Consider the following 16,911-nt stretch of genomic DNA (forward strand, 5'->3'; position numbering starts at 1 on the left):
CTTCTTTGTGGGCGTGCGAGCCCTGATTCTTCCGGGTGCAGACTTCGTGTGATCACGCGTCACACACCCGCCTTCTCTAAACCGTTCTCGGGTATATACCCAATCTCATTGGTACACCCTCCGCAACACCGGGTCTCCCGGGGGCAATTCCCGCACAGGAAAGTTCGGGCACCCGAAAAAAGGCTGTCGCGGTGACACTGGATGTCGTGAGAATTCGTCCGAGCGGTGAACGGAACCTTAAGCTGACGCGATGCCTTCGCTGATACCTGTTGCAGATTCGCACGCGGCCGCGCCGCGTGTGGAGCTCACGGGCGCGAACCTGCTCCGCTTTTTCGCAGTTCTGGCCGTGATCTACTCGCACATTTCGTTCTATCTGATCGACGACCTCGGAACCGGATGGTGGTTCATCGACGTCGTCTACCAAATCCTCGTCGAGCGGGGCGGTCTCAACCAGCATCTGTCCTTTCTCGGGGTCGCCGTCTTCATGATGCTGACCGGGGTGTTGATCACCCGTTCGGCCATTCGTCACGAGCCCGGACAATTTCTGGTCAACCGGCTCGGACGAATCCTGCCCGCATTCTGGGTGGCCGTTCTCGCCGCGATCGTGCTGGTCCGCCTCGGCATCAACGGCATGTTCAGCGGCCAGGACGGGGTGTCGAATGTCGACGCCGCCCTGAGTTTCGTGCTCGGCGGTTTCTTCCTCAAACCCGAGGTGGCGGTTCTCGGGGTCACGTGGACCCTCGCCGTGCAGATCTTCTTCTACTTCGCCTGCGTGGCCGCGCGCCCCGTTCTGCGCACCCTGCCCATCGCGATGCCGATGGCCGGTGCCGCGCTCTGCGCGCTGATCCTGCTCTACAACCTGTACGCGCCGCAGCCGTACACGGTCCCGATGCTCTCCAAGATCGCCGCGACGCTGCCCGCCGTGTTCCTCGGGCAGATCATCTACCTCGGCTGGGCGCGGCTCGCGGACTGCCGGTGGGTCGTCGTCGCCGGTCTGGCCCAGGTCGAGGTCATCCGCCTCGCCACCGACTTCCGCGTGTACTGGGCGGGCGATCACTACCTCTGGACGTTCGCCGTCGTCACCGCGTGCGTCGTGCTGGTGGGCCGATACGACGGTCCCGCGGCGCACTGGGCCGTCGTGCGCTGGACCGCGACGCGCAGTTACGCGATCTACCTCGTCCACACGCTGATCCTCTACCGCGTGTACGAGCACACGGTCGGCTCGTTCGGCGAGACCGGGGCGGTGATCGCATTCCTCGTGGTGACGGCGCTGGTGTCGGAGGCGCTGTACCGGTGGGTGGAGGTCCCCGCCACGGGGTGGGTGACCGCGCGCGTCGAGCGGATGCGGGCGCACTCGGCGCTCGCCCAGGAGACCACTCCGGCACCGCGCGTAGCATCGAATCATGTCTTGGTACGACGAGCTTCTGGGTCGAGCAGCCGCTAAATCCGTGATGGTCACCGCTGAGGATGCCCTCCCCGGTCGCAGTCAGCCGATTCCCGTTCCGGCGACGCACTTCGTCAACGGTCGCCCCCTGCAACCCCCGTTCCCCGAGGGCATGCAGACGGCGGTGCTGGGCATGGGATGTTTCTGGGGCGCGGAGAAGGAGTTCTGGCAACTCGACGGCGTCTACACCACCGCGGTGGGATACGCCGGCGGCTACACGCCCAACCCCACCTACGAGGAGACGTGCTCCGGTCGCACCGGACACACCGAGGTCGTGCTCGTGGTCTTCGATCCGAAGGTGATCTCGTACGCCGAGATCCTCAAGGAGTTCTGGGAGAACCACGACCCCACGCAAGGCATGCGGCAGGGCAACGACCAGGGAACGCAGTACCGTTCGGCCATCTACACGATCGACGAACAGCAGGTGGAGATCGCCGAGGCCACCGGTGAAGCGTTCGAGAAGAGGCTCGCCGAAGCCGGATACGGGGCGATCACCACGGAGATCGCCCCGCTCACGCAGTTTTACTACGCCGAGGACTACCACCAGCAGTACCTCGCGAAGAACCCCGGCGGTTACTGCCCCGTGCACGCCACCGGCGTCAGCTGCCCGGTCGGGCTGCTGAAGCAGGACGAGGTGCCGGCGCAGACCGACATCCTGCCGCCCTCGTAGCCCCCGGTCTCAACCGCGGGTCGCGGACCACGTGAGCACCGCGGACGCCGCGATGGCGCTGACGGTGCGCACGTGGTTCCACCCGGTCCATCCCGACACGTAGTCGCGCCAGTACGCCGCCGAATCGGCCGCGGTGGGATCGATCGCGTCCAGCGCGTTGTTGTGCGGCACGTGGTAGACGACGGTCAGGGCGATTCCCACGAGATACAGCACGCAGGCGATTACCGCGTAGACGGCCGAACCGTCGTGCCGCACCACGCTGACGACCGCGAGCACGATCGATGTCAGTGCGGTGCCGAACAACGCGGTCATGAACCAGAAGTTCGGCGCCTCGCGGTTGATCGCCTGCATCGCCGCGATGCCCTGGGCCGGCTCCAGCCGACCGAGTCCGGTCATGATGAACGTGGAGAACGCGAACATCACGCCGCCCACCACGCCGGCGCCCACCGCCGTGACGATCGTCAGATAGCGCTCCACGGTCAGACCCTCCAGACACCGGCCGCTGCTGCGGCGCGGACATAGTCGGTGAAGTCGCGGGGTGCGCGCCCCAGAGCGCGTTCCACCCCGTCGGTGAGTGATGCGTTGCGCCCGTCCAGCACTTCGGCGAACAGGTAGGTGAGCAGGCCGATCGCGTCGGACGGTACCCCCTGCCCAGCCAGGGCCGTCGAATACTCTTCCGAAGTGACTGGGGTGTACCGGATTTCGAGACCCGTTGCCTCCGCGATCTCGGCGACGGCGTCACCGAACGACAACAACCGCGGTCCGGTCAGTTCGTAGAGTTCGCCGGCGTGGCGGTCCCCGGTCAGTGCGGCGACGGCGATCTCGGCGAGATCGTCGGCGTCGACGAAGGGTTCGAGCACGTGCCCATCGACGGGCAGTGCGAGGTCGCCGGCGAGCAGTGAGTCGAGCATGAAGCTCTCGCTGAAATTCTGGCTGAACCAACTGGACCGCAGGATCGTCCACTCGGCTCCCGCCTTGCGGATCGCGAGTTCGCTGCGCTCGGCCTCGGTTTCGCCGCGACCGGAGAGCAGGACGAGTCGCCGGGCGCCGTTCGCGACGGCCAGGCCCGCGAACTCCTCGACGACCTCCGCCGCTCCCGGCACCGCGAGATCCGGGTAGTAGGCGATGTACACCGAGGTGATTCCGTCCAGTGCGGGCCGCCACGTGTCCCTGTTCTCCCAGTCGAACGGGGGACGGCCGGAGCGGGAGCCGCCCCGGGCAGGTACTTCCGCGGCGGCGAGCCGGGCGAGGACGCGGCTACCGACCTTGCCGGTGCCGGTGAGTACGAGTGTGTGCGGTGTCGTTGTCATGTCTTTCAGTCAAGACGGCGACGTCGAGACTTTCCATGGTTGAAACGCGCCGATCCATACGCGAGCGTCTACGCTGGATGTGTGGATCCCCTCGCCGGTCTCATCAGTGGTCCCCGTGCCGCAGGCGCGTTCGTGCTCCGCTCGATCATGGAACCACCGTGGTCGCTGCAGATCGACGACCACGCGCCGCTCAGCCTCGTCGCGATGGGCCGGGGCGAAGCGTGGATCCTCCCGCACACCGGCGAGCCGGTGCAGCTCACCGAGGGTGACGTCGCGATCGTCCGCGGACCCGAGCGCTACGTCGTCGCCGACCATCCGGACACCCCGCCGAACGTGATCATCAACCCCGACCAGAGCTGCACGACGCTCCGCGGGGAACCGCTCGCCGAGGCGATGGACCTCGGGGTGCGCACCTGGGGAAACAGTGCGGGCGGCCGCACGGTCTTGCTGACCGGGACGTACCAGACCCCGGGCGAGATCAGCATGCGACTGCTGGCCGCGCTCCCGGAACTCGTCGTGCAGCGCCGCGCCGACTGGGACTCGCGGCTGGTCACCCTCATGCACGACGAAGTGGTGCGGGACGAACCCGGACAGGAAGCGGTGCTCGACCGTTTGCTCGACCTGCTGCTGATCGCGGTGCTGCGCGCCTGGTTCGCGCGGCCGGCGGCCGAGGCACCGTCGTGGGTGCGGGCGCAGAGCGACCCGGTGGTCGGCAAGGCAATGCGCATCCTGCAGAACAACCCCTCCCGCCAGTGGACCGTGGAGTCGCTCGCCGCGGAAACCGGCCTGTCGCGGGCTGCCCTCGCGCGACGGTTCACGGACCTCGTCGGCGAACCGCCCATGACTTTCCTCGCCGGCTGGCGGCTGTCCCTGGCCGCGGATCTGCTCCGCGAACCCGATGCCACGGTCGCGTCCGTGGCCCAGCGCGTCGGGTACGGGAGCGGATTCGCGCTGAGTGCGGCGTTCAAACGCGTGCGCGGAGTGAGCCCCAAGGAGCATCGTGAGATGGCGGGGAGCAGATGAGTGTATTACGGCACAGTGCCCAAAGACACACCGGATCGACTTGATCTTGTTTGCCTTGCGTACGACCCTGGATGGTAGGGAATTGTCGGCGAGAGGACCGGATCCGGAATGTGGAACAACTCTCCAGCACGGGGGCTGCGTCAGCGGTCGGCCCGTCAGCGGCACAACCCGCTACTCCGGCGCTCGGACCGGATCGAGAACATGCTCACCCTCGCGGTCGTGGTGCTCGCGTTCGCGATGCTGCCCCTGGCCATCCTCGTGGGCGCCCGGACCATCGACAGTCAGCTGACGCTGGCGGAGAAGCAAGTCGCGGACTACCGCACCGTCTCCGCCACCACGCTCGCCGACTCCACCGGCGTGTCCGTCACCTCCGACGTCGCACCGTCGGGCGTCGACACCGCCCCCGCCAAGTGGACGTGGGGTAACGAAACCCGCCACGCCGACATCACCGTCGACCCCGCCACGCCTTCGGGAACGAAGGAAGACATCTGGGTCAACGCCGACGGCAACCTCACCACCGAACCGATGTCGCCGTCCGCGGCACGAGTGGCCGGCGTGATCGCCGGGATGTTCACCTGGTTCGCGGTGATGATGATCGCGCTGTCCGGCTTCCTCATCTGCCGCGCCTCCCTGAACCGCGGCCGCGACGCGCAGTGGGACCGCGACCTCCGCCAGTTCCTGGATTCGACCACCCGGCACTGAGCCCGCTCAGCTGATCGAGCCCCTGAACTCGACCGCCTGCTGCGCAGCCTGCGTCGTGACAGCGATGTCGGCGACAGGGTAGACGTGGAACTCGAAGAAAGGTCCGAATTTCGTCGGACCGTCCAAGATGTCGTTCGGGTCATCCGCCTCGACGAAGGCGAATCCCCCGGTTCCGTCCAGGCGACCGAGGAAATGATGGAAGGTCGCCCCTTCCGCCGGCGTCCATCTCGCGAACACTTCCAGGCTCCGCCGCGCAGCTGCCTCGTTCTCGGCGGCGGACCCACCGTCACGCAGCGTCCAGGTAATCACGTACTTCATTGCACCCTCCCGAGGGCGTGCCGGGATCAGCTCGCAGGGACCGCGCCGAGCTGCTGAAGGAATCCGAGTGTGTCCCACACCTGCCAGGTCTCGGCGATCTTGCCGTCGGCCAGACGATGGATCGAGATCGCATCCACTCGGATCTTGTTTCCGGTCGGCGGAATCCCGTTCATCTCACCGACGTGTGTTCCCGTTCCCGTCCAGCGCACGACGACGCGGTCGCCGGCCGAGAACATCTCCTCGACGGTCCAGTGCCCGTCCACCCCGTTCTGATAGGCCGAGATCGCCGCCGCCATTCCCGCGGGACCCGGCCCACCCGGGACCTGGGGATCGTGCATCTCGTGGTCGCTGCTGAACAGCTCCTCCGCTATCTCGTTCTTCCGATCGTTGTTCATCTCCTCGTAGAATCGACGCACTACCGCTTCTTCCGCAGAACCCATGACAACCTCCGGCGCACTCGAGTGACACGGCCGTTCCGGTCGTACTTCGAGCTTTCCACCGGTGGAAAGGGAACGGAATGTTGCTGAGCACGCCGAATGACCCGGGCAGTCGTCGAGCGGAGGGGTGATGGGCGCGGAGTCCCGACTACGTGATCTGGGGCTGGTGCTGCCCCGCGCCGTCCAGCTGCCGCCGGGGGTGGAGTTGCCGTTCAGCTGGGTACGCGTGCACGGCCGCAGAGTGCTGGTGTCCGGTCACGGGCCGCTCGCCGAGGACGGCACACCCGCCGGACCGTTCGGCTCCGTTCCCGCCGACGTGTCGGCCGCCGATGCCACGCACTCAGCCCGGCTCACCGCCCTCGCGGTGCTGGCAGGGGTTCGCCGCGCGGTGGGCGATCTCGACCGCATCGGTGCGTGGCTCACCGTCACGGGATTCGTCAACGCCGAACCGGGCTACGAGCAGACCACCGCGGTGCTCAACGGGTTCTCCGAGGTGGTGCTCGACGTGTTCGGCCCGGACATCGGCGGCCACGCCCGGACGGCGATCGGGGTGGCCGCGCTGCCCCTCGATCTTCCGGTCGTCGTGGCCGCCGAACTCGAGCTTGCCTAGCTCAGTTGCGGAACGACCTCACTGGCGACCAGTTCCAGGTGGTCGAGGTCGCTCAGATCGAGGGTCTGCAGGTAGATCCGCTGCGACCCCGCCTCGGCGTAGCGGCCGATCTTGTCGACGAGCTCGGCGGGCGACCCGGCGAGTCCGTTCTCCCGCAGCTCGCTCACCTCGCGTCCGATGCTGGTGGCGCGTTTCGCGATCTCCTCCTCGGTGCGCCCGCAGCACAGGACGAGCGCGTTGGAGTACACCAACTCGGTGGGGTCGCGATCGATCGCCTTGCACGCGAGCCGGACCCGTTCGATCACGTCCCGCGTCTCGTCGACGGACTGGAACGGGACGTTGAACTCGTCCGCGTACTTCGCGGCCAGCGCGGGAGTCTTCCTCTTGCCGGTGCCGCCGATCAGGACGGGCGGACCCTGCGGCTGCCGCGGCTTCGGAAGTGCGGGCGAATCCTTGACCGTCACGTGCGTCCCGTCGTAGGAGAACGTCTCACCGAGCGGAGTGCGCCACAGCCCCGTGATCACGGCGAGGGACTCCTCGAGCCGCTCGAACCGCTCCTTCAACGGCGGGAACGGAATGCCGTACGCCTGGTGCTCCTCCTCGTACCAGCCGGCGCCGATGCCGAGGTCGACGCGGCCACCGCTCATCTGATCGACCTGCGCCACCGAGATCGCCAGCGGTCCGGGATAGCGGAACGTCGCGGACGTGACGAGGGTGCCGAGACGGATCGTGGACGTCTCGCGGGCGAGACCCGCCAGCGTGATCCACGCATCGGTCGGTCCGGGAAGCCCCTCGGTGTTCATGGCGAGGTAGTGATCCGACCGGAAGAACGCGCCGTAGCCGAAACGTTCGGCGGCCTGCGCCACCGCCAGAAGATCGTCGTAGGTGGCACCCTGCTGGGGTTCGGTAAAGATTCGCAACTCCATGTGAACCACTCTGCCCGATCCGTGATCGGTACGCTGATTTCATGGCCAAGATCCCACTGAACCTGCCGAAACCGCTGGCCGACAAGCTGCCCGACGCGTTCGGAGGCTCCGGCGCCGGCGTGGTGCCGGTGGTGCGACTGCAGGGGATGATCGCGTCCGGCGGAGCGGGGTTCGGGCGGGCGCTGAGCGCGGAATCCGTCGAGGAACCGTTGCGACGCGCGTTCACCACGCACGGTGCCAAAGCGGTGGCGCTGTTGATCAACAGCCCCGGCGGGTCGCCGACGCAGAGCGAATACATCGCCGCCCGCATCCGTCAGCTCGCCACCGAACACGAACTGCCCGTGCTCGCGTTCTGCGAGGACGTCGTCGCGTCCGGCGGCTACTGGCTGGCCTGCGCGGCCGACGAGATCTACGCGACCGCCACGTCGGTGGTCGGCTCCGTCGGTGTCATCTCGGCGGGCTTCGGGTTCTCCGAACTGATCGACCGGCTGGGCATCGAACGGCGGCTGCACTCGGCCGGCGAGGCGAAGGCCCGCCTCGACCCGTTCTTCGCCGAGAAGTCCGAGGACGTGCAGTGGCTCGAACAGATCCAGGAAGGCATCCACGACGAGTTCCGCGACTGGGTGGTCGGCCGCCGGGGGGACAAGCTGAAGGCGGACGGGGCCGAGTTGTTCAACGGCGACGTCTGGCTGGGACGCCGCGCCGTCGAACTCGGCATCGTGGACGGGATCGGAACACTGCGCGAGGTGGTGGAGAAGCGGTTCCCCGACGCCACCCTCGAGATGACCGGGCCGCGCCGCTCCCTCTTCGCGAAGCTCGGGCTGCCCGCTGCGAGCTGGGACGACGTGGCCGCCGCGATCGTCGGCGCGGCCGGTGCCCGCGTCGCCTGGTCGCGGTACGGGCGGTAACTACTTCGGCACGACGACCCCGACCGGGCCCGCGCCGATACACAGCGACAGGTCCGGGGTCAGGGTGCTCACCCGCACGCTCTGCCCGCCGCCGGTGAGTCGCACGAACACCGAATTCGGGCCGCGGTGCACCGGCACCCGCACCGGGCTGCCGACCTCCATGGCGACGGCGATCTCACCGTCCGCGGTGGCCATGTAGTTCAGCTGCGCAGTCCACTCCCAGCCGGTCAGCGGTCCGTCCAGGGGAAGCGGGACGAAACTGCGCTGGTCGACCAGGTGCCCGCAGTCCGGAACCGGTCCGGGATCGATCGCGCGCACCCACGTGACCTGGGCGTCGACCACCGAACCCGCGTCGTCGATCATCCGGAGGTCGGGGGTGCTGTCGGAGAACTCGGGGCGGTCGCGCAGCGGGGCGAAGACCCGGCTCACCAGGTTGTTCGGGTACGCCACCGGCAACAGCACCCAGATGGACGCAGGCTGCTGGAGGATCGGCGCGTCATCCCGTTCGGCGAGCGACGCACGCGCGGTCGCGAGGTACGCGGTGGTCGGGTTCTCCTCCCAACTGCGGGTGAACGTGTACGTCGACCACAGGCTGCTCGCGACGAACGCGACCACGGCGGCGACGGACACCAGCGGCCGCACCCGGACCGGGTCGGCGCGTCGGCGGGGTGCACGGGCGATCACGGCGACGGCGATCGCGAGGATCACCGCGGTGTCCGTGTAGTAGCGCAGCGTCTGCGCGAGTTCGTAGGTGGTGTCCGCGCCCCAGCGGGTGACGACCATCGCGGTCACCGACAGCAGGAAATACGCGGCCGTGAGGACCCACACCCAGCCGATGCGGCGCTTCAACCGGACCGTCGCGACGACCGCCGCGACGAGGACCACCCAGCCGACCACCTCCAGCGCCGTCGACGGGGAGGCCCACGGGGGACTCGGAATCCACCGATCCCACGTCCACGGCCCACCCACGAACGTGGGCAGCAGTCCGAGCGACGTGCCGTGGTGGAACAGTTCGAACGCGCGCGACGCACCCGCCCATTCCCACTGTGAGGCGACGGTGGAGAAGTAGAACGCCGCCCACACCGCGAGCACCGCCGCCGACGGGAGCCAGAGGGCCGCGCCTCGCCGCAGCGTCGACCGCACCGGCCGCTCCCGCTCGCCGACGTGCGCGAGCAGAGCCACGGTCGCGAACGCCGCGAACGGGACCACGACGGACTTCTCGAAGAACAGCAGCGACGCGATCAGCACGAGCGTGCCCGACACCGCGTACCGCCGCCGTCCGGTGCGGCACAGTTCGAGGGCGTCGCGCGCCACCCAGGCCAGCGCGATCTGCAGGGGCAGTGCGTTGAGTGCCGCCGCCCACCAGGCGAACGCCGGCACGGTCAGCGGGGAGAACAGATAGATCGCCAGCGGAACGAGAAGGACGGGTCGTGGACCGAGGATCGTGCGAAGTAACCGGAAGACCGCATACGACGCGACCGCCTGCAACGCGATCATCGTCAGCATCGGCAGGATCCACTGATACGGCGCCACCCGCGTCGCGATACCCGCCACCAGGAAGGCCCCGGGCATGAGATGACCGTCGTGGTCGTAGAGCAGCAGGTCGGCGGAGAGCAGCGGGAGGCTTCCACCGCGTCCGGCAAGGATCAGATCGTCCCAGTAGAAGTCGCTGCGGGCGGCCACCCACGTCCGCACGAGAAGTTGCACCACGACGAGGGCGGCGGCCACCTGGAGGACACGGGCGGGCCCGAGGTGCCACCGCGATCCGACGTCGTCCGTCATCGTTTTCCGAGATTACAGATCGGGTGGAACCAAACCGCGCCGGGCCGCGTCAGATCAAGTGTCGGGACATTTTCGCCCGGCACAGGTGGGGGAGACGACGGCCGGTCCGGAGTTCTCGGGTCGCTTCGCGGCGATCCGAACTGGAGGGGTAATTCCGGGCCGAGCCGTCGGTCACCGAGCCCGATTGTTCACCGAGCTGCGATGTCAAATTCATCCACCGTTGTGGACCGTTCATCCGAAGCTGTCAACAATCGCGGATTCGCATGCGCTCTGACCTGTGTATGAGCACTACTCACACTGTCCATAACTGTGTATGAACCTGTGGAAACTGTGGATAACTCGGCATTTCGCGTGGTGCAGCTCACACATTCTCCCCAAAAAGGACGATTCGGTCGTGGGCTGCCCGCATTCGCGGGTCGTGACAGAATCGGCAATGTGAAGTGGGTGCGGAGGGCATGAGCGTCGTCGTTCAGGTGTGTGCGCGATGCGCGGCTCGGTGGCCGGTCCTCGGCTCCCCGGCGCAGTGGTGCCCGCGTTGCCACGGTGTGCTGCTCGCCCCCGTCCGCACCGACCAGCACCAGCCACCCGCGAGCCGGGGGTTCCGCTGGATCGCGCGATCCCCGCTGCGGCGCAGCGGTCTCGCGGCCGAGGCGCCGACGGCCGGCCCCACCCCGCACTACACCGAGATCCCCCGCTGGGGACTCCACGATCACGTCGCATCACCCTCCGCGCGGCGCGACTGGCCGGAACTGCTCGCCGGCAAGGCGGCCACCTTCCTCACCCTCACCGCCGGTCTGTACGCGTTCGCCGTGATCGCCGAATTGGGCCGATACGCCGTTCTCCTCCGCAACCGGACCCGGCTGATCGATCCCACCCTGCTCGCCGTGTCCGACATCGCGGTGTTCCTCGGCCAGGCCGGCGGGATGCTCCTCGCACTGCTGTCGGGCATCGGCGGAGTGTGCTGGTTGCTGCGGATGCGTCGCCGCACGTTCGCCCGGGCCAAGACGTCCGACCCGCGGACCCCCACCGAGGTGATCGTCGGCTGCGCGGTGCCGGGCCTGAACCTGGTGATGCCGGGTGTGTACCTGCTCGAGGTGATCCGCCGCGACCCCCGCGCGGTCCTGCTGGTCCGTGCCTGGTGGAGCCTGTGGGTCTTCGGCGCGGTGCTCGTCGTCTTCAATTGGTTCTGGCGGTCCAGGCCGGGACTGCAGGCCATGGCAGACGGTGTCCTGCTGGCCGCCTTCACGGCGCTGGTCGCCTCCGCGACCGCCGTACTCGCACTGATGGTGCTCCGACGGCTCGAGGGCCGGACGCTGAAGGGGGCGAAGGAACCCGTCACCCGCTGGGTGATCGCCACCGGTCCGCCGCCGCAGACGGACGCGGAGAAGGCTGCGGAGAAGACATCCGAGGCCAGCGACCGGGAAGCCGTCGCGTCGTGAGCCCCGACCGGCGCGGCCCCCTGGTGGTGGCGCACCGCGGTGCATCCGCGGCCATGCCGGAACACACGCTCGCCGCGTACGAGCTGGCGCTGGAAGAGGGCGCGGACGGGCTCGAATGCGACGTGCGGCTCACCCGGGACGGCCACCTCGTGTGCGTGCACGACCGCACCGTCGACCGGACGTCCACCGGAGCCGGCGTCGTCAGCGAGATGACCCTCGAGGAGCTGGCGGAGTTCAACTACGGCACGGAAGACGAGCCCGCCGAACTCCTCGAGCTGAGCGCGCTGATCGCGCTCACCCTGGACTGGTCGGCGCGCCCGGTGAAACTCTTCATCGAAACCAAGCATCCCGTGCGGTTCGGTGGCCTGGTCGAGAGCAAGGTGCTCGCCGAACTGCAACGCTTCGGCATCGCCGCACCGCCGTCCGCCGACCACTCCCGCGCGGTCGTGATGTCGTTCTCCGCCGGAGCGGTGTGGCGGATCCGCCGGTCGGCGCCGATGCTCCCGACCGTGCTGCTCGGCGAATCCGCCCGGTACCTCGGCGGGGGAGCCGCGACCACCGTTGGCGCCACCGCGGTCGGTCCGTCGGTGAAGACGCTGCACGAACACCCGGACATGGTCGACAAGGCCGCTGCCGCGGGGCGCGCGACGTACTGCTGGACCGTCGACAACCGCAGCGACGTCGAACTGTGCCGCGAACTCGGGGTCAGCTGGGTGGCCACCAACCACCCCGGCCGCACCAAGAAGTGGCTGGCGTCCTGACCGGACCGGCGTCGGCGTGTAGGTTTTGGCGTCGTGGCAAAGAAGAGCAAGAGAAACAGTGGTCCGAAGCCCGGTAGTGCCCGCGCCGAGAAGCTCGCGCAGCGGCAGGCGGAACGGGAGAGCGCCGCAGCGGCCGTGACCCGGCCGTTCGAAGGCCTCGCCGCCGAATGCGATCTGGTGGCGCTGCGCGAGTTCGTCCCGTCGGCGACCGCCCCGCTGCCCGTCAAGGATTCGTCCCGTCCGGTGACGCTCGCGACCGTGCTGCCCGGTGCCGTCGCGGCGCTGGTGCGCGACGAGGGCGACAGTGCCACCGGGTTCGTCGGTGTGCAGGTCCAGGCGCATTCCGCGGATCTCGGCGCCGATCTGGCCGCGTCCGTCGCCTGGGTCCGTGACGCCGCAGCCGGCGAATCGCTGGCCTCCGCCAACCCTGGATCCGACACCCCGGCACTGGCCGACGTGATCGACGCGGACGCACCTCTCGACATCACCGTGCACCAGGATTTCAACTGGTGGATCCCCGAAGGAGTGGAGCCGGCCCCCGAGGTCGCGACCACCGTGCAGCACGCGAATGCGGCGATCATGCCGTCCGCGCGAGTCGAGGCCGAAGGCGTCGTCGCGGCGTGGTGGGTCGATGCGGGCGAGAAGGCGCACATCCGCTGGGTGCGCCCGGAGAACGAGGACGATCTGATGCTGGCCCTGGCGCGCGTGCACGCGACCGGCGGCCTGCACCTCGGTGAGGGCTCGCGCTACGCCGGGTCGTTCCGGACGCACGGTCTGCTGGTCCCGGTGTTCGACCTGGACCGCGAAAAGCATGCGAACGAGTGGGCCGCCGCGACCGTCGAACTCGGTCAGCGACTGGCCGAAGCACTCGCCGTCGACGCGCCGCTCACCACCGAGGAGCGACGCGCCCGCGACGGACTGCGTGGCCGTCAGGTCACGTTGCGTTAGGCCCTTCGGGCTCGTGAGTGGTTGAGGAGTACAGAGACTCATCAACCACTCACGGGCGGCGGAGCCGCCTAGATGGAACCGCCCGCTGCGTGCGGTGCCCCGGACGTGTCTGCGGGGCCGCTCATCTCGCGTGCGACGAACTCCTCCAGGTCGAACAGGTTGCTGCCCGCGCGGTCGGCGATGGTCAGCAGCGTCGTCATGCTGGCGACCTCTTCGACCTGCTCCTTGAGGAACCATTGCATGAACTGCTCGCCGAGGTAGTCGCCCTCTTCGCGGGCGGTGCTCGCCAATTGCACGATCTGCTCGGTAACCGTCTGCTCCTGCGTCAGGGCGAGGGCGATCGGCTCGCGTGCGTTCTCGAACTGGCCCTTCGCCGCGTCGACACCCGACAGTTCCACGGAGATGTCGCGGTCGAGGAAGTACTGGACGATCATCATGGCGTGGTTGCGCTCTTCGACGGCCTGCTTGTAAAAGTGCTTGGCCAACTGCGGCAGGTCCGCATTGTCGAAATAGATGGCAGTCGCGATGTACTGGTGTGACGCGTTGAATTCGTTGCGAATCTGATCGTGGAGCAGAGCGTGGAATTTCGTCTTGTGCGCGTCAGTGGAAGTCATGAAATGGATAATATCGCTGGTCAGAGCGGGTGTCATCCAAGTTGGACCTAATTTTGGAAAGCTTGCCCAAACTAAAGTCAACCTAATTTCGGCACCATTCTGATGTCATTTTCCTAACCTGAGCTGGCGGCGGATCCTCGACGGGAACGCGGCAAACCACGTCGGCGGGGCCTCGCCCGTGTATAAAATTCACAGCGTTCCGACGGTGCGGAGGGGCAGGCACATGTTGAGACGATCCGGTGCGTGGCTAGCGTTGATTCTCGGTGCCCTTTTCCTGGGGGCGGCGATTCCGGCCCCGGCGCAGGCCGAACCGTTGTATCCGTGGCCGGATCCCGACCCCTTCTACCTCGCTCCGGCCGACCTCGGGGTCCTTCGTCCAGGCGACGTCGTGCGGACACGCCGGATCGACACCTGGATGTACGCGAACTCGGACGGGTGGCAGATCGCGTTCCGGTCGACGAATTCGACGGGACATCCGATCCTGGCCGTCACCACGGTTCTGCTTCCCCGCGGTGTCGCGAATCCTCCGCTCGTGTCGTATCAGGCCATCGTGAATTCGCTCGGAACCAAGTGCGCCCCGTCGCGGTCGTTGTTCAATCTGGAACTGCAGGAGTCGCCGGGCCTGTATCTGGGTCTGCAACGCGGCTGGGCGGTCTCGGTGCCCGACCATCTGGGCCCGACCGGCGCCTACGGTGCCGCGAAACTCGGCGGCATGATCACCCTCGACAGTGTCCGGGCGGTGCAGCGGGTGGCCGAACTGGGGTTGTCGCACAGCCCCGTAGCGCTGGCCGGGTATTCGGGTGGGGGAATGGCCAGCGCGTGGGCCGCGGCGCTGGCCCCGAGTTATGCGCCGGAGCTGAAACTCGACGCGGTGGTGGCGGGTGGGATTCCCGCGGACCTCGAGCAGATGGCCCAGGGCCTGGGATTCAATCCGCACCCGGGGTTCGGGCTCGCTTTCGCTGCCGCGATCGGCTTGGAACGGGAATACCCGGAACAGCTACCGATTTCGTCGCAGCTGAACGCGACCGGACTGTGGCTGCGCGAGTGGATGTCGAACGAATGCCGCCGGTTCCTCCTGTTTCACGGCGCCTTTCGCAGCGCCGGACAGCTGGCCGCGTCGACCAGCCTCATGGCGAGTTCGGGCGCGCATCAGGTGTTGCGCGACAACAGTCTGCGGTACTTCGACGGTGTCCCGACCGCGCCCCTCTACCTGTGGCACGGCACCCTCGACGGGCTGACACCGTTCGATTCGGTTGCCGAGACCGCGCACCGCTATTGCGCTGCCGGCGCCAGACTGACGTTCGTCCCGTACGAGATATCCGAGCACATGACGACGGCAGTGGTGGGCTTTCCGGACGCGTACGAATACGTGGCCGCGCGGTTCCGCGGCGAACCGGCGCCCACCCGCTGCTGACCCGGAAGGGTCAGACCCCGCCGCCCGCCCTCTTCGGCGCACCCGGCCGGACCGGCGAGTTCCCGCTCATCTCGCGGGCGATGAAATCTTCGATGTCGAACAGGTTGTCGCCGGCGCGTTCGACGATCGTGAGCAGGGTGTGCATGCTCGCGACCTCCTCGACCTGTTCCTCCAGGAACCACTGGATGAACCGCTCGCCGAGGTAGTCGCCGGTGTCGCGGGCCGTTCGGGCGAGCTTGGTGATCTGTTCCGTGACGACGCGTTCCCGTTCCACCGCCAGGGCGACGGGGGCGCGCACCGAATCGAAATCGGTGACTACGTCGTCGATGCCGGGGACGGTCACGTGGAGGTTGTTGTCGATCAGGTACTGGATCATCATCAGCGCGTGGCCACGCTCCTCGGCGGCCTGCGAATAGAACCGGCGAGCCAGTTGCGGGAGATCGTGCGAGTCGAAATAGACGGCTACCGCGATGTACTGCTGGGACGCGGTGAACTCGTTGCGGATCTGCTGCAGCAGGAGGGCGTGGAACTCGGTGGGGGTCTTCGTCGCCGATTGAGACATGGGTGTCAGTTTACGGGCGTCGGTCACGGTCCGGTGGTGACCAGTTCGGCCGGGACCTGACGGTCGTTCGCCAGCGCATCGAAGAACTGCGACGCCCGGTCGTGATCCCAGAGCAGCACGTTCCCGGCGCCGTCGACGTCCTCGAAACCGCCCACGGGGACGGTGGTGGTGATCATGTCGCCGCGCACCGCCCACGCGAGTGCGGCGAGGTGCCAGATGTGGTCGCTCTCGTCGACACGCAGCGATGCGGCGGTGTCGGTGACGAGCGGCCAGACGCGGAACGGGTTGAGCCACGTCGCGGGACTGGTGGCCTTCGACATCAACGCCGCCATGAACATCCGCTGATGGTTCATCCGGTCGATGTCGGCGAGCGCGGTCGCACGGCTGCGGACGAAGCCGAGGGCCTGCGCCCCCGTCAGTTCCTGGCAGCCGGGCGCGAGGTTGATCCCCGCGAGCGGATCGTCGATGGCGGTGTCCAGGCACATGTCGACGCCGCCGATCGCGTCGACGATGCCGGCGAAACCACCGAACCCGATCTCGGCGTAGTGGTCGATGTGCAGACCGGAGGCCTCCTCGACCGTCTGGGTCAGCAGTTGCGGACCACCGAACGCGAACGATGCGTTGATCTTGTCCTCGCCGTAGCCGGGGATCGACACGTACGAGTCGCGCGGAATGCTCACCATCGTCGCCGGGCCGCCGCCGCTGGGGACGTGCACCACGATGATGGTGTCGGTGCGGTCGGGGCCGCTGTTGCCGCCGGTCGACAGCTGCTGTTCCTGCTCGGGGGTGAGCCCGGTGCGGCTGTCCGATCCGACGAGCAGCCAGTTCGTGCCGGGGGTGTCGTCGATCCGGCCGGGGTAGTCGGCCAGCGCGTCGATCCGGTTCAGCGAACTGTCGAGGTAGTACGTCATGCCCGCGAGCGCCAGGACCAGCACCAGGAACAGGATGCCGATGCGCCGGCCCCAGTTCCGCTTGCGCTTGGGGCGTCGCTGCCCCCGGGGCTCCGGGGTCCGCGGCGGTGCGAGCGGCGGGGGTGGTGGTGG

At 67.9% G+C, this 16,911-nt stretch carries 18 protein-coding genes and 1 pseudogene; 10 read left to right on the top strand and 9 right to left on the bottom strand.

Going from position 1 to position 16,911, the window contains the following annotated elements; translation table 11 throughout:
- Positions 1–250 precede the first annotated feature (250 nt).
- Both G9373_RS34835 and msrA read left to right on the top strand, forming a co-directional pair.
- Positions 251–1,444: an acyltransferase gene (locus G9373_RS34835; RefSeq protein ID WP_051055367.1), complete on the top strand. Its 1,194-nt coding sequence runs from the start codon at positions 251–253 to the stop codon at positions 1,442–1,444.
- A complete protein-coding gene (gene msrA / locus G9373_RS34840; RefSeq protein ID WP_043787771.1) occupies positions 1,404–2,114 on the top strand; it encodes a peptide-methionine (S)-S-oxide reductase MsrA in 711 nt (236 codons plus the stop codon). The genes G9373_RS34835 and msrA overlap by 41 nt, the downstream gene beginning before the upstream one ends.
- 9 nt (positions 2,115–2,123) lie before the next feature.
- Here msrA and G9373_RS34845 read toward each other — a convergent pair whose 3' ends face one another.
- Positions 2,124–2,534 (bottom strand): anthrone oxygenase family protein, encoded by a 411-nt coding sequence (locus G9373_RS34845; protein ID WP_206033088.1) that lies wholly within the window; start codon positions 2,532–2,534, stop codon positions 2,124–2,126.
- Between the two features lie 59 nt (positions 2,535–2,593).
- Positions 2,594–3,424: an NmrA family transcriptional regulator gene (locus G9373_RS34850; protein WP_167119431.1), complete on the bottom strand. Its 831-nt coding sequence runs from the start codon at positions 3,422–3,424 to the stop codon at positions 2,594–2,596.
- A gap of 39 nt (positions 3,425–3,463) precedes the next feature.
- Here G9373_RS34850 and G9373_RS34855 point away from each other — a divergent pair, with 39 nt between their 5' ends.
- Both G9373_RS34855 and G9373_RS34860 read left to right on the top strand, forming a co-directional pair.
- The gene (locus tag G9373_RS34855) at positions 3,464–4,447 is read left to right on the top strand and encodes an AraC family transcriptional regulator (RefSeq protein WP_206033080.1); all 984 of its coding nucleotides are present in this window, start codon (positions 3,464–3,466) and stop codon (positions 4,445–4,447) included.
- Between the two features lie 108 nt (positions 4,448–4,555).
- A complete protein-coding gene (locus G9373_RS34860; RefSeq protein ID WP_043787769.1) occupies positions 4,556–5,149 on the top strand; it encodes a hypothetical protein in 594 nt (197 codons plus the stop codon).
- Between the two features lie 6 nt (positions 5,150–5,155).
- Here the strand turns inward: G9373_RS34860 and G9373_RS34865 are convergent, their stop codons facing one another.
- Positions 5,156–5,467, bottom strand: coding sequence for a DUF3303 family protein (locus tag G9373_RS34865; RefSeq protein ID WP_005562556.1), 312 nt, complete (start codon positions 5,465–5,467; stop codon positions 5,156–5,158).
- 26 nt (positions 5,468–5,493) lie between these two features.
- Entirely contained in the window at positions 5,494–5,907 is a 414-nt protein-coding gene (locus tag G9373_RS34870; protein WP_005562554.1) for an ester cyclase, read from the bottom strand.
- A gap of 127 nt (positions 5,908–6,034) precedes the next feature.
- On the opposite strand from G9373_RS34870, the gene G9373_RS34875 reads away from it, so the two are divergent.
- Entirely contained in the window at positions 6,035–6,514 is a 480-nt protein-coding gene (locus tag G9373_RS34875) for a RidA family protein (protein ID WP_005562552.1), read from the top strand.
- Here the strand turns inward: G9373_RS34875 and G9373_RS34880 are convergent.
- Positions 6,511–7,440 carry an LLM class F420-dependent oxidoreductase gene (locus G9373_RS34880; RefSeq protein WP_005562550.1) on the bottom strand — a complete coding sequence of 310 codons (930 nt, stop codon included), beginning with the start codon at positions 7,438–7,440 and terminating at the stop codon, positions 6,511–6,513. The genes G9373_RS34875 and G9373_RS34880 overlap by 4 nt on opposite strands.
- Positions 7,441–7,481: 41 nt before the next feature.
- Between G9373_RS34880 and G9373_RS34885 the strand changes: the two genes are divergently transcribed.
- Positions 7,482–8,348, top strand: coding sequence for a S49 family peptidase (locus G9373_RS34885; RefSeq protein WP_005248879.1), 867 nt, complete (start codon positions 7,482–7,484; stop codon positions 8,346–8,348).
- On the opposite strand, the gene G9373_RS34890 is transcribed toward G9373_RS34885, so the two are convergent.
- Positions 8,349–10,130: a hypothetical protein gene (locus G9373_RS34890; RefSeq protein ID WP_054247496.1), complete on the bottom strand. Its 1,782-nt coding sequence runs from the start codon at positions 10,128–10,130 to the stop codon at positions 8,349–8,351.
- Positions 10,131–10,585: 455 nt separating this feature from the next.
- On the opposite strand from G9373_RS34890, the gene G9373_RS34895 reads away from it, so the two are divergent.
- The 3 genes and pseudogenes from G9373_RS34895 to G9373_RS34905 all read left to right on the top strand — a co-directional run.
- On the top strand, positions 10,586–11,569 hold the full coding sequence (locus G9373_RS34895; protein WP_043787766.1) for a DUF4328 domain-containing protein: 984 nt from the start codon (positions 10,586–10,588) through the stop codon (positions 11,567–11,569).
- Positions 11,570–11,589: 20 nt separating this feature from the next.
- Positions 11,590–12,330 (top strand): glycerophosphodiester phosphodiesterase, encoded by a 741-nt coding sequence (locus G9373_RS34900; RefSeq protein ID WP_257237410.1) that lies wholly within the window; start codon positions 11,590–11,592, stop codon positions 12,328–12,330.
- 33 nt (positions 12,331–12,363) lie between these two features.
- A pseudogene (locus tag G9373_RS34905) lies at positions 12,364–13,278 on the top strand (DUF5926 family protein); the annotation flags it as partial.
- Between the two features lie 68 nt (positions 13,279–13,346).
- On the opposite strand, the gene G9373_RS34910 reads toward G9373_RS34905, so the two are convergent.
- Positions 13,347–13,892 carry a ferritin gene (locus G9373_RS34910; RefSeq protein WP_005260470.1) on the bottom strand — a complete coding sequence of 182 codons (546 nt, stop codon included), beginning with the start codon at positions 13,890–13,892 and terminating at the stop codon, positions 13,347–13,349.
- Between the two features lie 223 nt (positions 13,893–14,115).
- Here G9373_RS34910 and G9373_RS34915 point away from each other — a divergent pair, with 223 nt between their 5' ends.
- Complete coding sequence (locus G9373_RS34915) at positions 14,116–15,306, top strand: lipase family protein (RefSeq protein WP_120659926.1); 1,191 nt, start codon at positions 14,116–14,118, stop codon at positions 15,304–15,306.
- 10 nt (positions 15,307–15,316) lie between these two features.
- Here the strand turns inward: G9373_RS34915 and G9373_RS34920 are convergent, their stop codons facing one another.
- Together G9373_RS34920 and G9373_RS34925 are read right to left on the bottom strand one after the other, a co-directional pair.
- Positions 15,317–15,868: a ferritin gene (locus tag G9373_RS34920; protein ID WP_037204959.1), complete on the bottom strand. Its 552-nt coding sequence runs from the start codon at positions 15,866–15,868 to the stop codon at positions 15,317–15,319.
- A gap of 23 nt (positions 15,869–15,891) precedes the next feature.
- On the bottom strand, positions 15,892–16,911 hold a 1,020-nt coding region (locus G9373_RS34925), incomplete at its 5' end, for an LCP family protein (RefSeq protein ID WP_240960906.1).

The organism is Rhodococcus sp. A14 (assembly GCF_011603105.1).
Lineage (GTDB): Bacteria > Actinomycetota > Actinomycetes > Mycobacteriales > Mycobacteriaceae > Rhodococcus_F > Rhodococcus_F opacus.

What these genes read in the sequence shown, in the direction of transcription:
- G9373_RS34835 (WP_051055367.1), top strand. Translation starts at nt 251, where the DNA reads ATGCCTTCGCTGATACCTGTTGCAGATTCGCACGCGGCCGCGCCGCGT.
- msrA (WP_043787771.1), top strand. Translation starts at nt 1,404, where the DNA reads ATGTCTTGGTACGACGAGCTTCTGGGTCGAGCAGCCGCTAAATCCGTG.
- G9373_RS34845 (WP_206033088.1), bottom strand. Translation starts at nt 2,534, where the DNA reads ATGTTCGCGTTCTCCACGTTCATCATGACCGGACTCGGTCGGCTGGAG.
- G9373_RS34850 (WP_167119431.1), bottom strand. Translation starts at nt 3,424, where the DNA reads ATGACAACGACACCGCACACACTCGTACTCACCGGCACCGGCAAGGTC.
- G9373_RS34860 (WP_043787769.1), top strand. Translation starts at nt 4,556, where the DNA reads ATGTGGAACAACTCTCCAGCACGGGGGCTGCGTCAGCGGTCGGCCCGT.
- G9373_RS34865 (WP_005562556.1), bottom strand. Translation starts at nt 5,467, where the DNA reads ATGAAGTACGTGATTACCTGGACGCTGCGTGACGGTGGGTCCGCCGCC.
- G9373_RS34870 (WP_005562554.1), bottom strand. Translation starts at nt 5,907, where the DNA reads ATGGGTTCTGCGGAAGAAGCGGTAGTGCGTCGATTCTACGAGGAGATG.
- G9373_RS34875 (WP_005562552.1), top strand. Translation starts at nt 6,035, where the DNA reads ATGGGCGCGGAGTCCCGACTACGTGATCTGGGGCTGGTGCTGCCCCGC.
- G9373_RS34880 (WP_005562550.1), bottom strand. Translation starts at nt 7,440, where the DNA reads ATGGAGTTGCGAATCTTTACCGAACCCCAGCAGGGTGCCACCTACGAC.
- G9373_RS34885 (WP_005248879.1), top strand. Translation starts at nt 7,482, where the DNA reads ATGGCCAAGATCCCACTGAACCTGCCGAAACCGCTGGCCGACAAGCTG.
- G9373_RS34890 (WP_054247496.1), bottom strand. Translation starts at nt 10,130, where the DNA reads ATGACGGACGACGTCGGATCGCGGTGGCACCTCGGGCCCGCCCGTGTC.
- G9373_RS34895 (WP_043787766.1), top strand. Translation starts at nt 10,586, where the DNA reads ATGAGCGTCGTCGTTCAGGTGTGTGCGCGATGCGCGGCTCGGTGGCCG.
- G9373_RS34910 (WP_005260470.1), bottom strand. Translation starts at nt 13,892, where the DNA reads ATGACTTCCACTGACGCGCACAAGACGAAATTCCACGCTCTGCTCCAC.
- G9373_RS34915 (WP_120659926.1), top strand. Translation starts at nt 14,116, where the DNA reads ATGTTGAGACGATCCGGTGCGTGGCTAGCGTTGATTCTCGGTGCCCTT.
- G9373_RS34920 (WP_037204959.1), bottom strand. Translation starts at nt 15,868, where the DNA reads ATGTCTCAATCGGCGACGAAGACCCCCACCGAGTTCCACGCCCTCCTG.